The 13,553-nt window shown below is 69.2% G+C and carries 12 protein-coding genes; 4 read left to right on the top strand and 8 right to left on the bottom strand.

Annotation, left to right across the window (positions count from 1 at the left end):
- Nucleotides 1-74 precede the first annotated feature (74 nt).
- Nucleotides 75-785, bottom strand: a complete 711-nt coding sequence (locus ACIQF0_RS21745) for a hypothetical protein (RefSeq protein WP_360048229.1) — start codon at nucleotides 783-785, stop codon at nucleotides 75-77.
- 46 nt (nucleotides 786-831) lie between these two features.
- Between ACIQF0_RS21745 and ACIQF0_RS21750 the strand changes: the two genes are divergently transcribed.
- Nucleotides 832-1,668: an SAM-dependent methyltransferase gene (locus ACIQF0_RS21750; protein WP_360048228.1), complete on the top strand. Its 837-nt coding sequence runs from the start codon at nucleotides 832-834 to the stop codon at nucleotides 1,666-1,668.
- Here the strand turns inward: ACIQF0_RS21750 and ACIQF0_RS21755 are convergent.
- The 6 genes from ACIQF0_RS21755 to ACIQF0_RS21780 form a co-directional block, all read right to left on the bottom strand.
- The gene (locus tag ACIQF0_RS21755) at nucleotides 1,641-2,669 is read right to left on the bottom strand and encodes a hypothetical protein (protein ID WP_401031844.1); all 1,029 of its coding nucleotides are present in this window, start codon (nucleotides 2,667-2,669) and stop codon (nucleotides 1,641-1,643) included. The two genes, ACIQF0_RS21750 and ACIQF0_RS21755, sit on opposite strands and share 28 nt — an antisense overlap.
- Before the next feature lie 132 nt (nucleotides 2,670-2,801).
- A complete protein-coding gene (locus ACIQF0_RS21760) occupies nucleotides 2,802-4,682 on the bottom strand; it encodes a patatin (protein ID WP_401031846.1) in 1,881 nt (626 codons plus the stop codon).
- A gap of 75 nt (nucleotides 4,683-4,757) precedes the next feature.
- A complete protein-coding gene (locus tag ACIQF0_RS21765; RefSeq protein WP_401031849.1) occupies nucleotides 4,758-5,300 on the bottom strand; it encodes an AAA family ATPase in 543 nt (180 codons plus the stop codon).
- The gene (locus tag ACIQF0_RS21770) at nucleotides 5,297-5,929 is read right to left on the bottom strand and encodes a CatB-related O-acetyltransferase (protein ID WP_360048222.1); all 633 of its coding nucleotides are present in this window, start codon (nucleotides 5,927-5,929) and stop codon (nucleotides 5,297-5,299) included. The genes ACIQF0_RS21765 and ACIQF0_RS21770 overlap by 4 nt, the downstream gene beginning before the upstream one ends.
- Nucleotides 5,926-7,800, bottom strand: coding sequence for an ABC transporter ATP-binding protein (locus tag ACIQF0_RS21775; RefSeq protein WP_401031852.1), 1,875 nt, complete (start codon nucleotides 7,798-7,800; stop codon nucleotides 5,926-5,928). Before ACIQF0_RS21775 ends, ACIQF0_RS21770 begins: the two co-directional genes overlap by 4 nt.
- 34 nt (nucleotides 7,801-7,834) lie before the next feature.
- Complete coding sequence (locus ACIQF0_RS21780) at nucleotides 7,835-8,731, bottom strand: alpha/beta hydrolase (RefSeq protein WP_401031854.1); 897 nt, start codon at nucleotides 8,729-8,731, stop codon at nucleotides 7,835-7,837.
- A gap of 69 nt (nucleotides 8,732-8,800) precedes the next feature.
- Here ACIQF0_RS21780 and ACIQF0_RS21785 point away from each other — a divergent pair, with 69 nt between their 5' ends.
- The 3 genes from ACIQF0_RS21785 to ACIQF0_RS21795 are packed head-to-tail and all read left to right on the top strand — an operon-like array spanning nucleotide 8,801 to nucleotide 11,364.
- The gene (locus ACIQF0_RS21785; protein WP_401031857.1) at nucleotides 8,801-9,823 is read left to right on the top strand and encodes a M48 family metallopeptidase; all 1,023 of its coding nucleotides are present in this window, start codon (nucleotides 8,801-8,803) and stop codon (nucleotides 9,821-9,823) included.
- 15 nt (nucleotides 9,824-9,838) lie between these two features.
- Nucleotides 9,839-10,615 carry a S1 family peptidase gene (locus ACIQF0_RS21790; RefSeq protein ID WP_401031859.1) on the top strand — a complete coding sequence of 259 codons (777 nt, stop codon included), beginning with the start codon at nucleotides 9,839-9,841 and terminating at the stop codon, nucleotides 10,613-10,615.
- 23 nt (nucleotides 10,616-10,638) lie between these two features.
- Complete coding sequence (locus ACIQF0_RS21795; protein WP_401031862.1) at nucleotides 10,639-11,364, top strand: S1 family serine peptidase; 726 nt, start codon at nucleotides 10,639-10,641, stop codon at nucleotides 11,362-11,364.
- Here the strand turns inward: ACIQF0_RS21795 and ACIQF0_RS21800 are convergent.
- Nucleotides 11,336-13,531 carry a tetratricopeptide repeat protein gene (locus ACIQF0_RS21800; protein ID WP_401031864.1) on the bottom strand — a complete coding sequence of 732 codons (2,196 nt, stop codon included), beginning with the start codon at nucleotides 13,529-13,531 and terminating at the stop codon, nucleotides 11,336-11,338. The two genes, ACIQF0_RS21795 and ACIQF0_RS21800, sit on opposite strands and share 29 nt — an antisense overlap.
- Nucleotides 13,532-13,553: the final 22 nt, after the last annotated feature.

Here is a 13,553-nt window from a genome sequence, read left to right on the forward strand (position 1 = left end):
CGTCACCCTCCAAAGTTGAGTCTGTACCGCTCAACCATCTGGAGTGGGGTGGTGTTCCCCTGGCGTGTTCGCTGTCAGCGAGCAGCTGCCCGCAGGCGCCTGACCAGCGCGATTTCACCGGTCACACGGGCGAGCGCGGTGCTCGTGGGGCACGCGGCCAGCACGCCGACGGGCCTGCGCCGCAGGTCGAGGCGCTCACCGCCGGGAAATTTCACCGAGCACCGGTTGGCCGCCGCGACGAACGGCAGGAGCATCTCGCCTGCCTCGACCGTACGCCCGCTCAGCACGACGGGGCGGGGCGTCCGGCGGGGAGGAGCGAGGGGAACCGGGGTGTCGAACCGCAGCAGCTCCTCGACGGCGTCCCGCGCGAGCGCCGGTTCGGACCTGAGCAGCTCGGCCTGGGCCGGATGATCGTGGAGCGCGCGCAACGCGTTCGTGAGGAACGCCTGCGTGGTGGCCAGGGCCGTGGCGGCGAACGCTTCCACGCCGTGCGCGAGCGTGAACGCCTCGGCCGCCGTGGCTGCAAGCGATTGCGCGAACGTGGCGTCATCGGCGTCGAGCAACTCGAGGGTGCTCATGGTGACCACGGGCCGGACGACCTTCATGGCGTGCGCGATCGCCCGTTTGGGTAACGGGTCCGGGTCGCCCGCGTCGAGGTCGAGCACTGTCAGTACGTCGTCGTAACGGGTGATGCACCAGCCACCGATATCGGCGTCGAAGTGCACCGGCGAGCGTTCCCTGAGAAGGCGGAACCTCGCGTGGAGCTCAGCGGTGCTGGAGGACATGTCCTCCCACACGTGACCGAAACCATCCCGGTTCGGTGGTGTGGCGGTGGACACCCGTGCGGCGACGACGGAGGATGCGCACGTGATGGAAGAGCTGAAGTGGGTCCCGTCCACGGTCGACGTCACCCGCCCGAGCGTGGCGCGGATGTACGACTACTACCTGGGCGGCTCGCACAACTTCGAAGCCGACCGTGCCGCCGCCAAGCAGGTGGAGCAGATCTTCCCCGGCGTCGCCCAGAGCGCGCAGGCGAACCGCTCGTTCCTGCGCCGGGTCGTCCGCCACCTGATGACGCAGGGCGTCGACCAGTTCCTCGACCTGGGCTCCGGCATCCCGACCGTGGGCAACGTCCACGAGATCGCCCAGCACGACAACCCGGACGCGCGCGTCGTCTACGTCGACTTCGAGCCCGTCGCCGTCTCGCACAGCAACGCCCTGCTGGCCGACAACCCCAACGCGAACGCGATCCTGGCCGACCTGCGCGCCACCTCCTCGGTGCTGGCCGGCGCCCGCGAGACGCTCGACTTCTCCCGCCCGGTCTGCGTGCTGGTCATCGCCGCACTGCACTTCGTCTCGGACACCGACAGCCCGTACGAGGCCATCGCCCAGTACATGGCCGACCTGCCGTCCGGCTCGTACCTCGCCATCACCCACGCCACCTGGGACACGCTGTCCGAGGAGGAGCTCGCCGAGGCCCGTGAGGTCGCCAAGATCTACAGCAGTTCGGACAACAAGCTCACCATGCGCACGCACGCCGACGTGACGCGGTTCTTCGACGGCATGGAACTGCTGGAGCCGGGCGTCGTCGCGGTCAACGACTGGCGCCCGGACTCCTTCGACGACGCCCACGTGGGCATCTACGGCGCTGTCGGCCGCAAGCCCTGAAGCAGCCTGTCCCTGATCTCGTTCGTCTCGCGGTCGGTGAGGGTGCGTTCCGGCGCCCTCATCGTCACGCGGATGAGCACGTTCTTCTGACCGTGCTTGATTTCCAGCCTCTGCTGGACGTGCGGCGGTAGCTCTTCCGGAGGCGTCTCGCTGAGGATCTCGATCTCCTCGACGACGTCCTCCGGCACGAGCGCGCGGATCCGGTCGCCCAGGGTCTCCACGTCCTCGTCGTCGCTCGTGACGATCGAGATGTCCCTGATCGCGGCCGGGTGCCGGGAGATCGGCCGGTACTCGGTGAGGTCCAGCATCTGCGTCCTGATGCGCGGGTCGTCGTTGCGCAGCAGGCGGATGTCCGGGATTCCCTTGCGGAGCATCAGGATCCGGTCCAGGCCGAGGCCCATCGCGAGTCCGTGCGGATGGTGTTTGACGACGTGCCGCGCGGCCCGTCCGCACTCGCCGACCTCGACCCACTCGCCGTCGTGCTCGACGTCGATCTGCTTGCCGTGCGTGGTGTACGGGTGCTGGGCGTCGATCGTGCGATAACGCTTGCCGGGCAACAGGGTTGTGACGACCGTGTGGATGAGGGCGTCGAGCGGTTCCTCGGCGTCGCTGATCCGCCAGACGTCCAGCTGGTGCGGCGTGCCGGTGTGCAGGCGGTCGACCGTGTCGCGGCGGTAGACCAGGCCGGGGCAGAGCAGCGTCACGTCCGGGGTCGCGTCCCTGAGCGCCGGCGGGATCATCGCCGTGGTGTGGCTGCGCAGCATGCACGTCTCGCTGACGTACCTGGTGTAGCGGGCGTCCCGGGTGATCGCGTCCTTCGGGTAGCCGAGGTGTTCGTAGTTGTGCTCCACCGGGACGAGCGGGTGGTGGCGGACTTCCCGCGGGTTGGCCAACGCCTGTTTCAGGTCGGCGATGAGGAGCTGCATCGCGTGCGGGCCCTGCGCGGGATCGGTGAGATCGCGGACGTTCAGGGCGTGCACGAGTTCTTCGGTGCGGTACATGGGGTTTCCCGTCTTCCGGTCTGGGTTCCTGACTGCGGAGTCCCCCGACCTACGGGAAGGTTTCAGGCGCGCGCCACCCACGCAGGTCGGGGGCGGCTAAATCGACGCGTCATGTGTCCCAGGGTAGCGGGCCTACTCGGGTGGTGTCAGCCGCAGATCCGGATCCACCGGCGGCACCCCGTCGAACGGTCCGTCGTCCTTGAGCCGCCCGACGTGGTCCAGCGCGACGTCGATCTCCTGCCGGAACGGATCGCCGTCGACCGGGGGAGTGCGGAACCAGTCGTGCAGTTCGGCCGGGATCTCGAACCGCTCCAGCAACTCCTCGTACAACGCGTCGCGGTCGGCGGCCTGCGTGCCGAGCTCCTGGTATTCGCGCAGCGCCATGCGCAGCCGGATCCAGCGGTAGCGGTCGGTGTTGTGCTGCTGCTCGAACCGTGCGCGCAGCATGTCGCCGGCCTGCTGGCCGCGCAGGGCGAGCTTCTTGATCGTGGCGGGCGGCATGAACAGGTTCGAGCCGCCCTCGTCCGCCGACTGCCGCACGTGCGCGATGCGGCCGCGGTAGCCGGGGAGCGCGGACTGCATGGTGTCGCGCCAGTCCAGGAACGTGTCCAGGATGGACACCAGGAAGCGCGGCACGGAGCTGATCGACGAGTAGGGGGTGCCGGAGGCCGACGCGTCCTGCTCCGGCAGCCACACGTCGTTCTTGTCGCCGTTCGGGTAGGGCTGGATGGTCAGGCCGAACGTGGGCCAGCGCGGCAGCAGCGCGTCGAAGAAGTGGATCGGGAAGTTGCTGGTGATGCCGCCGTCGGAGAACCAGTGCACCCGCCCGTCCCTGCACAGCGGCACGGCGGCGATCAGGCCGGGGAACGAGAGTGACATCCGCACGGCGACCACGACCGGAAGCTGGTCGCGCGCAGGCAGTTCCCGCAGCGGCATGAACTCGTGCAGGGGGCACTTGGCCGCCGTTTCGAGCCCGTTGAGTTGCTCGACCACACGGCTCGGCAACACGTGACCCAGGCACTCCTCGCAGTACTGCCACTCCTCCTTGAACGGCAACCGGTACGGCCGCCCCTCGGACAGGTCCGTCGTCATCAGCACGAGGTTGATGTCGCCGAGATCGCCGAACGTCAACGCCTCGGAGGTGCCCGCGATGTCGTCCAGCTGGTCGGCGATCCAGTCGGCCAACGGCGGCACGCCCGTCGACTTCGGCACTCCCGCCAGGCGATCGAGCCACGACGGCGTGAAGTCGCCCGTGCCCGGCACGAGTCCGAAGTGGATGGACTGGGCGTTGTTCTTCAAGAACCGCTGCATGGCATACCCGTAAGTGACGAACAGCGCGCTGACCGCCGCGAGCGACAGCACCAGCCACACCAGCAGCACGATCGCCGCCGTCGCGTAGTGCCGCGAGAACGCCAGCCCCAGCACGAGCGGCACCGCGCCCAACACCCAGGAAGGCCAAGGCAAACTCGACCGCAACGGCCACAACACCATCACCAGGCACGCCAGCGCCAGCACGACGACCAGTGCCGCGATCCAGCCCGGATACGCCGAGGGCGCGAGCCACGCCGAGAACAGCACGGGCCCGCCCAGCCACAACAACGCCATCAGCGCCAGCACCGACTTCGCCCGAAGCCCGACCGCCCCGAGCAACGCGAAGAACAGGCACGAGAACGCACTACGCCCCGTCGTCTCGCGCTTCTGCATGGACGCGATGACGATCCGGTACAGCGCACGGGTCTTCTCGGCAGGCTGGAACAGCTGAGCCATCCGCCACCGCTCCGCGCCCGAACCGGACGTGAACCAGTCGATCAGCCCGGCCAGCTTCTCGAACCCGCCGGAGGCGCGGCCGCGTTCGGCCGCCGCCGTGAACCCCGCGGCGATCGCGCCGGCGGACGCGCCACCGATCTGCTTGAACTCGTAGTGGCGGGCCAGCGAGGCGACCGCGAGGGGGTACACGACTCCGCTGGTCGTGCCGCCCCGCATGGTCAGGTCGCAGTAGCGGTCGTACTCCATGTGCCCATGATCGCGCGATCAGCGCAGTCCGTCGGAAAAATCACTCGGACGCCACGGTGAACAGATGTCGTGTGGTCAGTCCGACGCCGATGAGCCGTGCAGGACAGGCTCGCTGAGCTTCCACTCCAACGCCACCTCCAGTGACACGTACTCCACCGGCCGGTTCGCGTCCGTGACGAAGTCCTCGATCGAGGACGACGCGAACAGCGTTTCGAGCTCGTCGGCGCGGTTCAGGTGCCACCGCAGTTCCGCCTCGTCGTGGTGCCGTGCGACGAGCCGTTCGTGGATCACGGACAGGTCCGCCTTGAGCCGGCAAACCTTCAGCTCGCCGCCGACGGCTTCGGCGTACCGCTCGCGATCGGCCCGGCTCTCCACGACGCCCGCCAGCACGAGGCGCTGCGTGCCGGCTTTGGCGTAGTTTCGCGCCACCGCCCGGAGGTTGCGCAGCTGCAGTTCGAGCTGGAACGGGTCGTCGGCGGGCGCGGGCCGGCAGTTCGACAGCCAGTCGAGGTCCACGACGGCGACCGGCCGTCCGAACGCGGCCAGATCTGCGGCGACCGCCTCGGCGACCGTCGTCTTGCCGACCCCGACCGGGCCGGTGATCAGCAACGTCCTCATTCGACGGCCGCGAGCTCGGCCGGGGTGCCCGCCATGATCACGCGGACGTGCTCGGTCACCTTCTCCACCGGCCAATCCCACCACGCGACCCGTTCCAGCAGCTCTACCTCGGAGTCGCTGTACCGCTTCCGAAGCAGGCCGGCCGGATTCCCGCCCACGATCCCGTACGCCGGCACGTCCGACACCACCACGGACCCGGCGGCGATGATCGCCCCGTTGCCGATCCGCACGCCCGGCATGATCAGGGCGTTGTAGCCGATCCAGACGTCGTTGCCCACCACCGTGTCGCCGCGGCTCGGTGCGCCGAGGGCGATGTCGAGCGTCTTCTCGCCCCAGACGCCGCCGAAGATCGTGAACGGGAACGTCGACACGCCCGCCATGCTGTGGTTGGCGCCGGACATGATGAACCGCACGCCTTCGGCCAACGCGCAGTAACGGCCGATGACGAGCTTTTCGGCGCCGAAGTTGTAGAGCACGTTGCGCTGCTCGAACTCCGTGGCGTGGTGTGGGTCGTCGTAGTAGGTGTACTCGCCGATCTCGATCTGCGGGTTCTTCACCAACGGCTTGAGCAGCACCGTGCGCGCGTAGTCCGGCAACGGGTACAGGTTGTCGGGCGAGGGGATGGTCACGGTGCTCCGATCGGCTCTTCGCTGAACTGAGTGCGGTACAGCTTGGCGTAGTGGCCTTCCAGGGCCAGCAACGTCTCATGCGTACCACGTTCGACGATCTGACCGGCGTCGACGACGAGGATCTGGTCCGCGGCCCGGATCGTTGACAGCCGGTGCGCGATCACCAGCGACGTCCGGCCCGCCAGCGCCTCGACCAGCGCTTCCTGCACGGCGGCCTCCGAGCGCGAGTCCAGGTGCGCGGTCGCCTCGTCCAGGATCACCACGCGGGGCTTGGCCAGCAGCAACCGGGCGATGGTCAGCCGTTGCCGTTCACCACCGGACAGGCGGTAGCCGCGTTCCCCCACCACGGTGTCGAGCTGATCCGGCAACGACGACACGAGGTCCGCCAGCCTCGCTCGGGTCAGCGCGTCCCAGATCTCCTCGTCGGTCGCCGACGGGGCCGCGAGGCGCAGGTTCGCGCCGATCGACTCGTGGAACAGGTGCCCGTCCTGCGTCACCATGCCGACGGTCTCGCGGATCGAGTCGAACGACAGGTCGCGAACGTCCACACCGGACAGCCGGACCGCGCCGGAGTCCGCGTCGTACAGGCGGGGCAGCAGAGACGCGATCGTCGACTTGCCCGCACCCGACGCGCCGACCAGTGCGATCAGCGAACCGGGCTCGGCGACGAACGACACCCCGCCGAGGATCACGTCGCCGCCACGGGTGTCGAGCGTCGCCACCTCCTCCAGCGAGGCCAGCGAGACCTTGTCCGCGGACGGGTAGGCGAACTTCACGTCCGAGAACTCCACGGACACCGGGCCGTCCGGAACGGTGACCGGCGACGGCTTCTCCTTGATCAGCGGCGGCAGGTCCAGCACCTCGAAGACCCGCTCGAACGACACCAGCGCCGTCATCACGTCCACCCGTGCGCCGGCCAACGCCGTCAACGGCGCGTACAGGCGAGTCAGCAGCAGCGCCAGCGTCACGATCGTGCCCGGCGCCATCTCCCCGGCGAACACGAAGTACCCGCCCAGGCCGTAGACCAGCGCCAACGCCAACGAGGACACCAGCGTCAACGCCACGAGGAACAGCCACTGCGCCACGGCGGTCCGCACACCGATGTCACGCACGCGCCGCGCCCGTGACCCGAACTCGGCGCTCTCGATGGAAGGACGGCCGAACAGCTTGATCAAGGTGGCACCGGGCGCGGAGAACCGCTCGGTCATCTGCGTCGTCATCGCCGAGTCCAGGTTCGCGGCCTCGCGGTGCATGGACGCCAAACGCTTGCCCATCCGCCGTGCGGGCAGCAGGAAGATCGGCAGCAGGATCATCGCGAGCACCGTGACCTGCCACGACAGCGTCAGCATCACGATCAGGGTCAGAATCAGAGCGATCACGTTCGTGACGACGCCGGAGATCGTCTCGGAGAACGCCCGCTGCGCCGCGATCACGTCGTTGTTCAGCCGCGACACCAGCGCACCGGTGCGCGTGCGGGTGAAGAACGCGATCGGCATCCGTTGCACGTGGTCGAAGACGGCCTGCCGCAGCCGCAGGATCAGGTCCTCGCCGACGCGCGACGACTGCCACCGCTCGGCCAGTGAGAACCCGGCCTCCAGCACCGCCACCCCGGCGATCGCCAGCGCGAGCCACACGACCAGCCCGAAGTCGCGGCCGCCGATGATGGTGTCGACGACCCGGCCGGCCAGCACCGGCGACGCCACCGCGAGCACCGCCGCGACCGAGGAAGTGGCCAGAAGTCCGTACACGGCACGCCGTTGCGGGTGGGCGAACCGGGCGACACGCTTCAACGTCGCCCGGCTCACGCGACGGCTTTTCTCGTCCTGCATCGCGCTTTCGAGCGCGTACCAGGCGTTGAAGTCGATGTTCATGACGACCAGTCTCGAACCTCGACCTACAACGAGGTCAAGCCGTTTTCAGGAACTCGTCGACCTCCGCGAGAGCCGCCGCACGCACCGGCTCAGGCGACAGGAACAGGTCGTGCATGCCGGCCTTGATCTCCACGACCCTGACCGATGATCCGATCTTCGGGCCCCACTTGCGCATGCCCTCGACGTCGAGCACGGCGTCCGCCTTGGACACGTCCTCGCTCCACTCCTTGGCGTTCAACATGCTCTTGTCGGAGTGCAGCACCAGAACGGGCACGCGCACGTCGAGTCCGTTGTGGACCTTCTCCTGCGCCACCAGCACCGCCCGGATCCACCCGGCCAGCACGGGGAAACCGGCCAGCGGCTTCCACTTCAGGTCGAAGTCCCACTCGCCGTTGCGCGAGCTGTGGATCGCGGCCCCGTACGCCTCACCGAGGTTCGCGCGGATCTTCACCTTCGGCGCGATCCCGCCGATCACCTTCACGAGTTGCCGCACGAACGGCGGCTCGACGACGTCCAGCCACGGGCTGTTGAGCACCAACGCGTCGATCAGGTCGCTGGAGCGCCGTTCGTGCGCCCACAACGAACTGGTGAGGCCGCCCGTCGAGTGTCCCATCAGCACCACACGCGAATGCTCTTCACGAATGACGGCGATCGCGGCGTCGATCTCCTCGAAGTACACGGCCATGTCGGTCGTGTAGTTCGGCACCTCGCCGTCGCGCAACGACCGGCCGTATCCGCGCAGGTCGACGGCGTAGAAGTCGTAGCCCTGGGCCGTGTAGTGCGCGGCCACGTGCTCCTGGAAGAAGTAGTCCGCGAAACCGTGCACGTAGAGGATCGCCCCGCGGTCGTTGGCGACCGCACGACGGCGGACCAATGTCGCTGAGGCCCCGCCGCGCAACGGCAGAACTGTGGTGTCTTCGTCGCTGCTCACCGGGCAAGTTTGCAACCATCCGGTGCCGATTCCGTGCAGCCTTGTCCGGATCGTGTCTAACCTGGGGGAGTGACGGGGGATATTGAGCAGTCATCGAGGGTGCGGTTCCCGGGCATCAGCCCACGCGCCTATGAGCATCCTGCCGACCGAGGCGCCCTCGCGGTGCTGAGGGCGGTGCCCGCCGTGGCACCGATCCTCAAGGCGGTCGCCGGAGCCTTCACCGAGCGGGGTGAGCGCCTGCTTCAGGTGGCGTCCTCCGTCCGGGTGGGCCCCAAGCAGTACCCGAAGCTCGACCGCATCCGCAACGAGGTGGCGGCGACGTTCGACCTCGCCGAGGTGCCCGAGCTCTTCGTCGAGCGCAACGCGCAGGCGTACGGCTACACCTACGGCATCGACAAGCCGTTCATCGTGATCAGCACCGGCTCGGTCGACCTGCTCGACAACGAGTCGCTGCGCTTCCTGATCGGTCACGAGATGGGCCACGCGATGTCGGGCCACGCGCTCTACAACACGCTGCTGCGCAGGCTCGTCGACCTCACGACGTCGTTCGCGTGGGTGCCCGCGGGTGCCATCGCGATGCGCGCGGTCATCGCGGCGTTGCGCGAGTGGCAGCGCAAGACCGAACTGTCCTGCGACCGGGCCGGCCTGCTGGCCTGCCAGGACCCGCAGGCCGCGCTGCGCACGCACCTCGCGCTCGCGGGCGACCTCGGCGGCAACGTCGACATCGCGTCGTTCCTCGCCCAGGCCAAGGAGTACGAGGAGGTCGAGGACATTCGCGACAGCATCCTCAAGCTCCTGCACACCGAGACCCGCACGCACCCGCTGGTCGTGGTGCGGGCCGCCGAACTGCAGCGCTGGTCGGCGAGCGAGGAGTACCGCGAGATCCTGACGGGCACGTACGCGCGCCGTGAGGACGACAGGCCGACGACGAACCTCGGCGACGACATCAAGAGCGCCGCCAGGTCGTACAAGGACACCATGAGCAACTCCGCCGACCCGCTGATCAAGACGATCAACGACATCGGCGAGTCGGTCATGGGCGCGGCCGGTAGGGTCTGGAGCAAGGTTGCTCCGAACGGCCCAGCGGAGTAGCTACCATCTGGAGTCATGAGACGACTCCTGGTGTTGGTTCTCTCCGCATTGCTCGCTTCCACGGGCACCGCCGCCGCCGACGAGCAGGTCGTCGGCGGCGAGCGGGCCTCCATCGAGGCCAACCCGTGGGCCGTCTACCTCGTCGACGACCGCGGTGGCCAGTTCTGCGGTGGCACGATCGTCGCGCCGGAGAAGGTGCTCACCGCGGCCCACTGCGCGCTCGGCCGCTCGCCGAGTGAGCTGAAGGTCGTCGCCGGCCGCGAGGACAAACAGGACCGCACGGCCGGGGTGACGGCCGTCGTCACGAAGATCTGGATCCACAAGCAGTACGTCTCCGCGGACGAGGGCGAGGACGTGGCCGTCCTGACGCTGAAGGACCCGCTGCCGTACCGGCCGCTGCCGTTCGCGGAACTGTCCGACCGGGCGCTCTACCAGCCGGGAACGCAGCTGCGCGCGCTCGGCTGGGGGCGCACGGCGGAGAACGGGAAGACGTCCCGCTTCCTCATGCAGGCCACCGTGCCGGTGCTGCCGGACGACTTCTGCGTCGACACCTATCCGCAGTTCGTGAAGGCGGACATGTTCTGCGCGGGCTACGAGGGCGGCAAGGTCGACACCTGCCAGGGCGACTCGGGCGGCCCGATCGTGGTGGACGGCAAGCTCGTCGGCGTCACGTCGTGGGGCGAGGGCTGCGCGCGCAAGAACAAGCCCGGCGTGTACGTCCGGATCTCCCGTTACGCCAAGGATCTTCACTCGGTCGTGGATGCTTCGCCGCCCGGGGTTGTCGACCCGTAGGCCACTGGGGTCAGCTGGTCCACATGCGACTGCTGGCGGTGCTGGTCCTGCTCGTGATCACGGTGACCCCGGCTCGTGCCGATCCCCGGATCGTCGGCGGCGAAGTGGTGGACGACGTCGCCGAGGTGCCGTGGATGGTCGCCCTGACGACGTCGTCGGGCTACCAGTTCTGCGGCGGCGCGCTCCTCGGGCCCCGGCAGGTGGTCACGGCGGCGCACTGCGTCCACGGCCGCGAGCCCGGCTCCATCACCGTCGTCGGTGGGCGGCTCGACCTGCGCACCGACGGCGGTTCCACCTCGGCCGGCACGTCGTACGAACTCGTCGACGGCTACGTGACTCCCTCGCGCGGCAAGGACATCGCGTTGCTCACGCTCGCGGAGCCGATGCCGTACCGGACGTTGCCGGTCGCCGCTGCGGGCGTCTACATGAACGGCAGCGTGGGCGTCGTGTACGGCTGGGGGCGGCAGGCGGAGAACGACGCGGACAAGAGTCCGTTGCTGCACAAGGCTTACGTTCCGATCATGCCGGACGAGCAGTGCGCCGCGACCTATGCGCGCTACGACGCCCAGTCCATGTTCTGCGCGGGATATCCCGATGGCGGCATCGACGCGTGCGTCGACGACTCAGGCGGTCCGTTCGTCGTCGACGGCCGGTTGGCGGGCATCGTGTCGTGGGGCATCGGCTGCGCTCGTCCGAACGCGCCCGGCGTCTACACGCGCGTCACGACGTACCTGAGCGGAGTGTCCTGACCAGGTCGGCCCGGTAGCGCAGTCCGGCGCTCTCCGCTCGTTCGATCGCCTTGTCGTACAACGTTTCGTCGTGTGTCAGCGCGGCTTTGCCCGCCAGCGCGCGCACCTCGATGATGCGGAACTCGGCGTCGGCCGCGCGTCGCAACACGTCGTCGTACCCGGCGACCGACCGGTTGACCTCCGCGAGCACCAGGCAGGCGTCGACCTCGATGAACAGGTCGTCGTCGCCCGCCAGTTCGAGCGCGCGTTCGGCGTGGTCACGGGCTTCCTCGCGGCGGTCGAGGGCGATGAGCAGCTCCGCGTACTCGACCCGCGCGGACATCTCGATCGGCCGCAGCCCGTGCTTCCGCGACAGGTCGAGCGCCTCGCTGAACGCGGCTTCCGCGTCCTCGTGCCGGTGCCGGGCGGCGAGCACCACGCCGAGGTTGTTCAGGCCGTTCGCGAGGTGCTGCCAGTCGTCGATCTCCCCGGCCAGTTCGACGGACCGGCGCAGCGCGTCCTCGGCGGAGGAGAGCCTGCCGAGTTCGAGGTCGACCAGCCCGAGGTTGCCGAGGCCGCCGATCAGCTGCGCCCGCATGCCGTTGGGCCCGTAGAGCTCGATCGCCGACGCGAGGTGCTCGCGGGCGCGGGCGAGGTCGCCGAGGTCGTGGTGGATCCCGGCGAGGATGTTGAGCGCGGTGGCCTCCGGGGCCTGCGTGCCGGCGGCGCGGTACTCGGCGATGGCCCGTTCGCTGTGCTCGATCGCCGTCCGGTGCTCGCCGGACCGCCAGTCGAGGTAGGCGAGGCAGACCCGCATCGCGGCCGCGCGCTGCCCGGTCTCGCCGCCGTCCAACGCGGCGCGCGCGATCGTGCGCAGATCGGCGTACTGGCCGGTGAGCAGCAGGAACGGCCTCGTGGCGACGACCAGCGCCGCGTCGGGGTGGTCCTCGGCGAGCGCGACGAGGTTCGGCCGTTCCGCCTCGAACCAGGCCATCGCCTCCTCCCGGTCAGCGAACGCGACGGCGTCCGGAGTGGACGGAAGCAGCCGGGTGAAACCGACCTGCAGTTGAGCTTCCGCCCCGTCGGCCCGTTTGAGGTACCAGTCGAACACGGTCCGCCGGTCCTGCTCGGTCGCGCGTTCGTGCGCGTAGAGGCGCAGCAGGTCGTGCAGCTGGTAGCGGTTGTTGTTCTGCTGCACCAGGTTCGCCGCGACCAGCTCGTCGGTCGCGGCTCCGGCCAGGTCGCGCGGGATGTCCGGGCCGGGCACCGCGCCGAGGAAGTCGAACGTCCTGCGCGCCCGCGGTGAGAGCTTCCGGTACGAGAGGTCGAACGTCGCCTGCACGGCCGTGTCGTCGTCCTCGATCTCCAACGCCTCGAGGCGGTGCTCGCGCAGTTCCTCGACGTAGTCCGGCAGGTGCCGCCCGGCGAGGTTCGCCCCGGCGATCCGCAACGCCAGCGGCAGCCGCGCGCACAGCCCGATCAGCTCGCTCGTGTCCCCTTCGACCCGCATGCCCTTGAGCAGCTCCCGTGCCTCCTGCTCGGCCAGCACGGACAGGGTGACCTGCGCGAACTGCGGCAGGTCCTGGCGGCTCGTGATCAACGCGGCGCAGCCGGGGGCGGCCGGCAGGAGAGGCTCGATCACCTCGGCGGTCGCGTTGTCGAGCACCACCAGCACCCGCCGGTTGCGCAGCAGTTCGTGGTAGTCGTCGTTCGGCCCGCCGCCCAGCGCCTTCACGAACCGCTCCAGCGCCTGCCCGACCGTCATCGCCGGCCCGGTGGAGAAGCCGCGCAGGTTGACGTAGAGCTGCCCGTCCGGGAACTCGGGCGCCAGCCGGTGCGCCTCCCTGATCGCGAGCACGGTCTTGCCGACGCCGGGCAGCCCGGTGATCGCCCGCACCGGCTCGTCGATCAGCTCCAGCCGCGCGATCTCGTCCCTCCTGCCGACGAAGTCCGGCAGGTCCGCGGGCAGCTGGCACGGAGCGGGCGGGCGCGGCACCAGCCGGTACCCGGTCGGTTCGGTGATCACCTGCTCGGTGCCGCGCAACCGGCTGACCAGCGTCCGCAACGCCGCGCGCGGATGCATCGGCGGCTCGTCCGGCCACACCTCGGCGGCCAGCACGTCGAACGGCACCGGCTCGCCGGGACGTGCGGCCAGCGCGTCCCGCAGTGACTGCAGTCGATCCGCCACGAACCCGATCGTAGATCCGTAG

This window comes from Lentzea sp. NPDC092896, assembly GCF_044754905.1.
Lineage (GTDB): Bacteria > Actinomycetota > Actinomycetes > Mycobacteriales > Pseudonocardiaceae > Lentzea.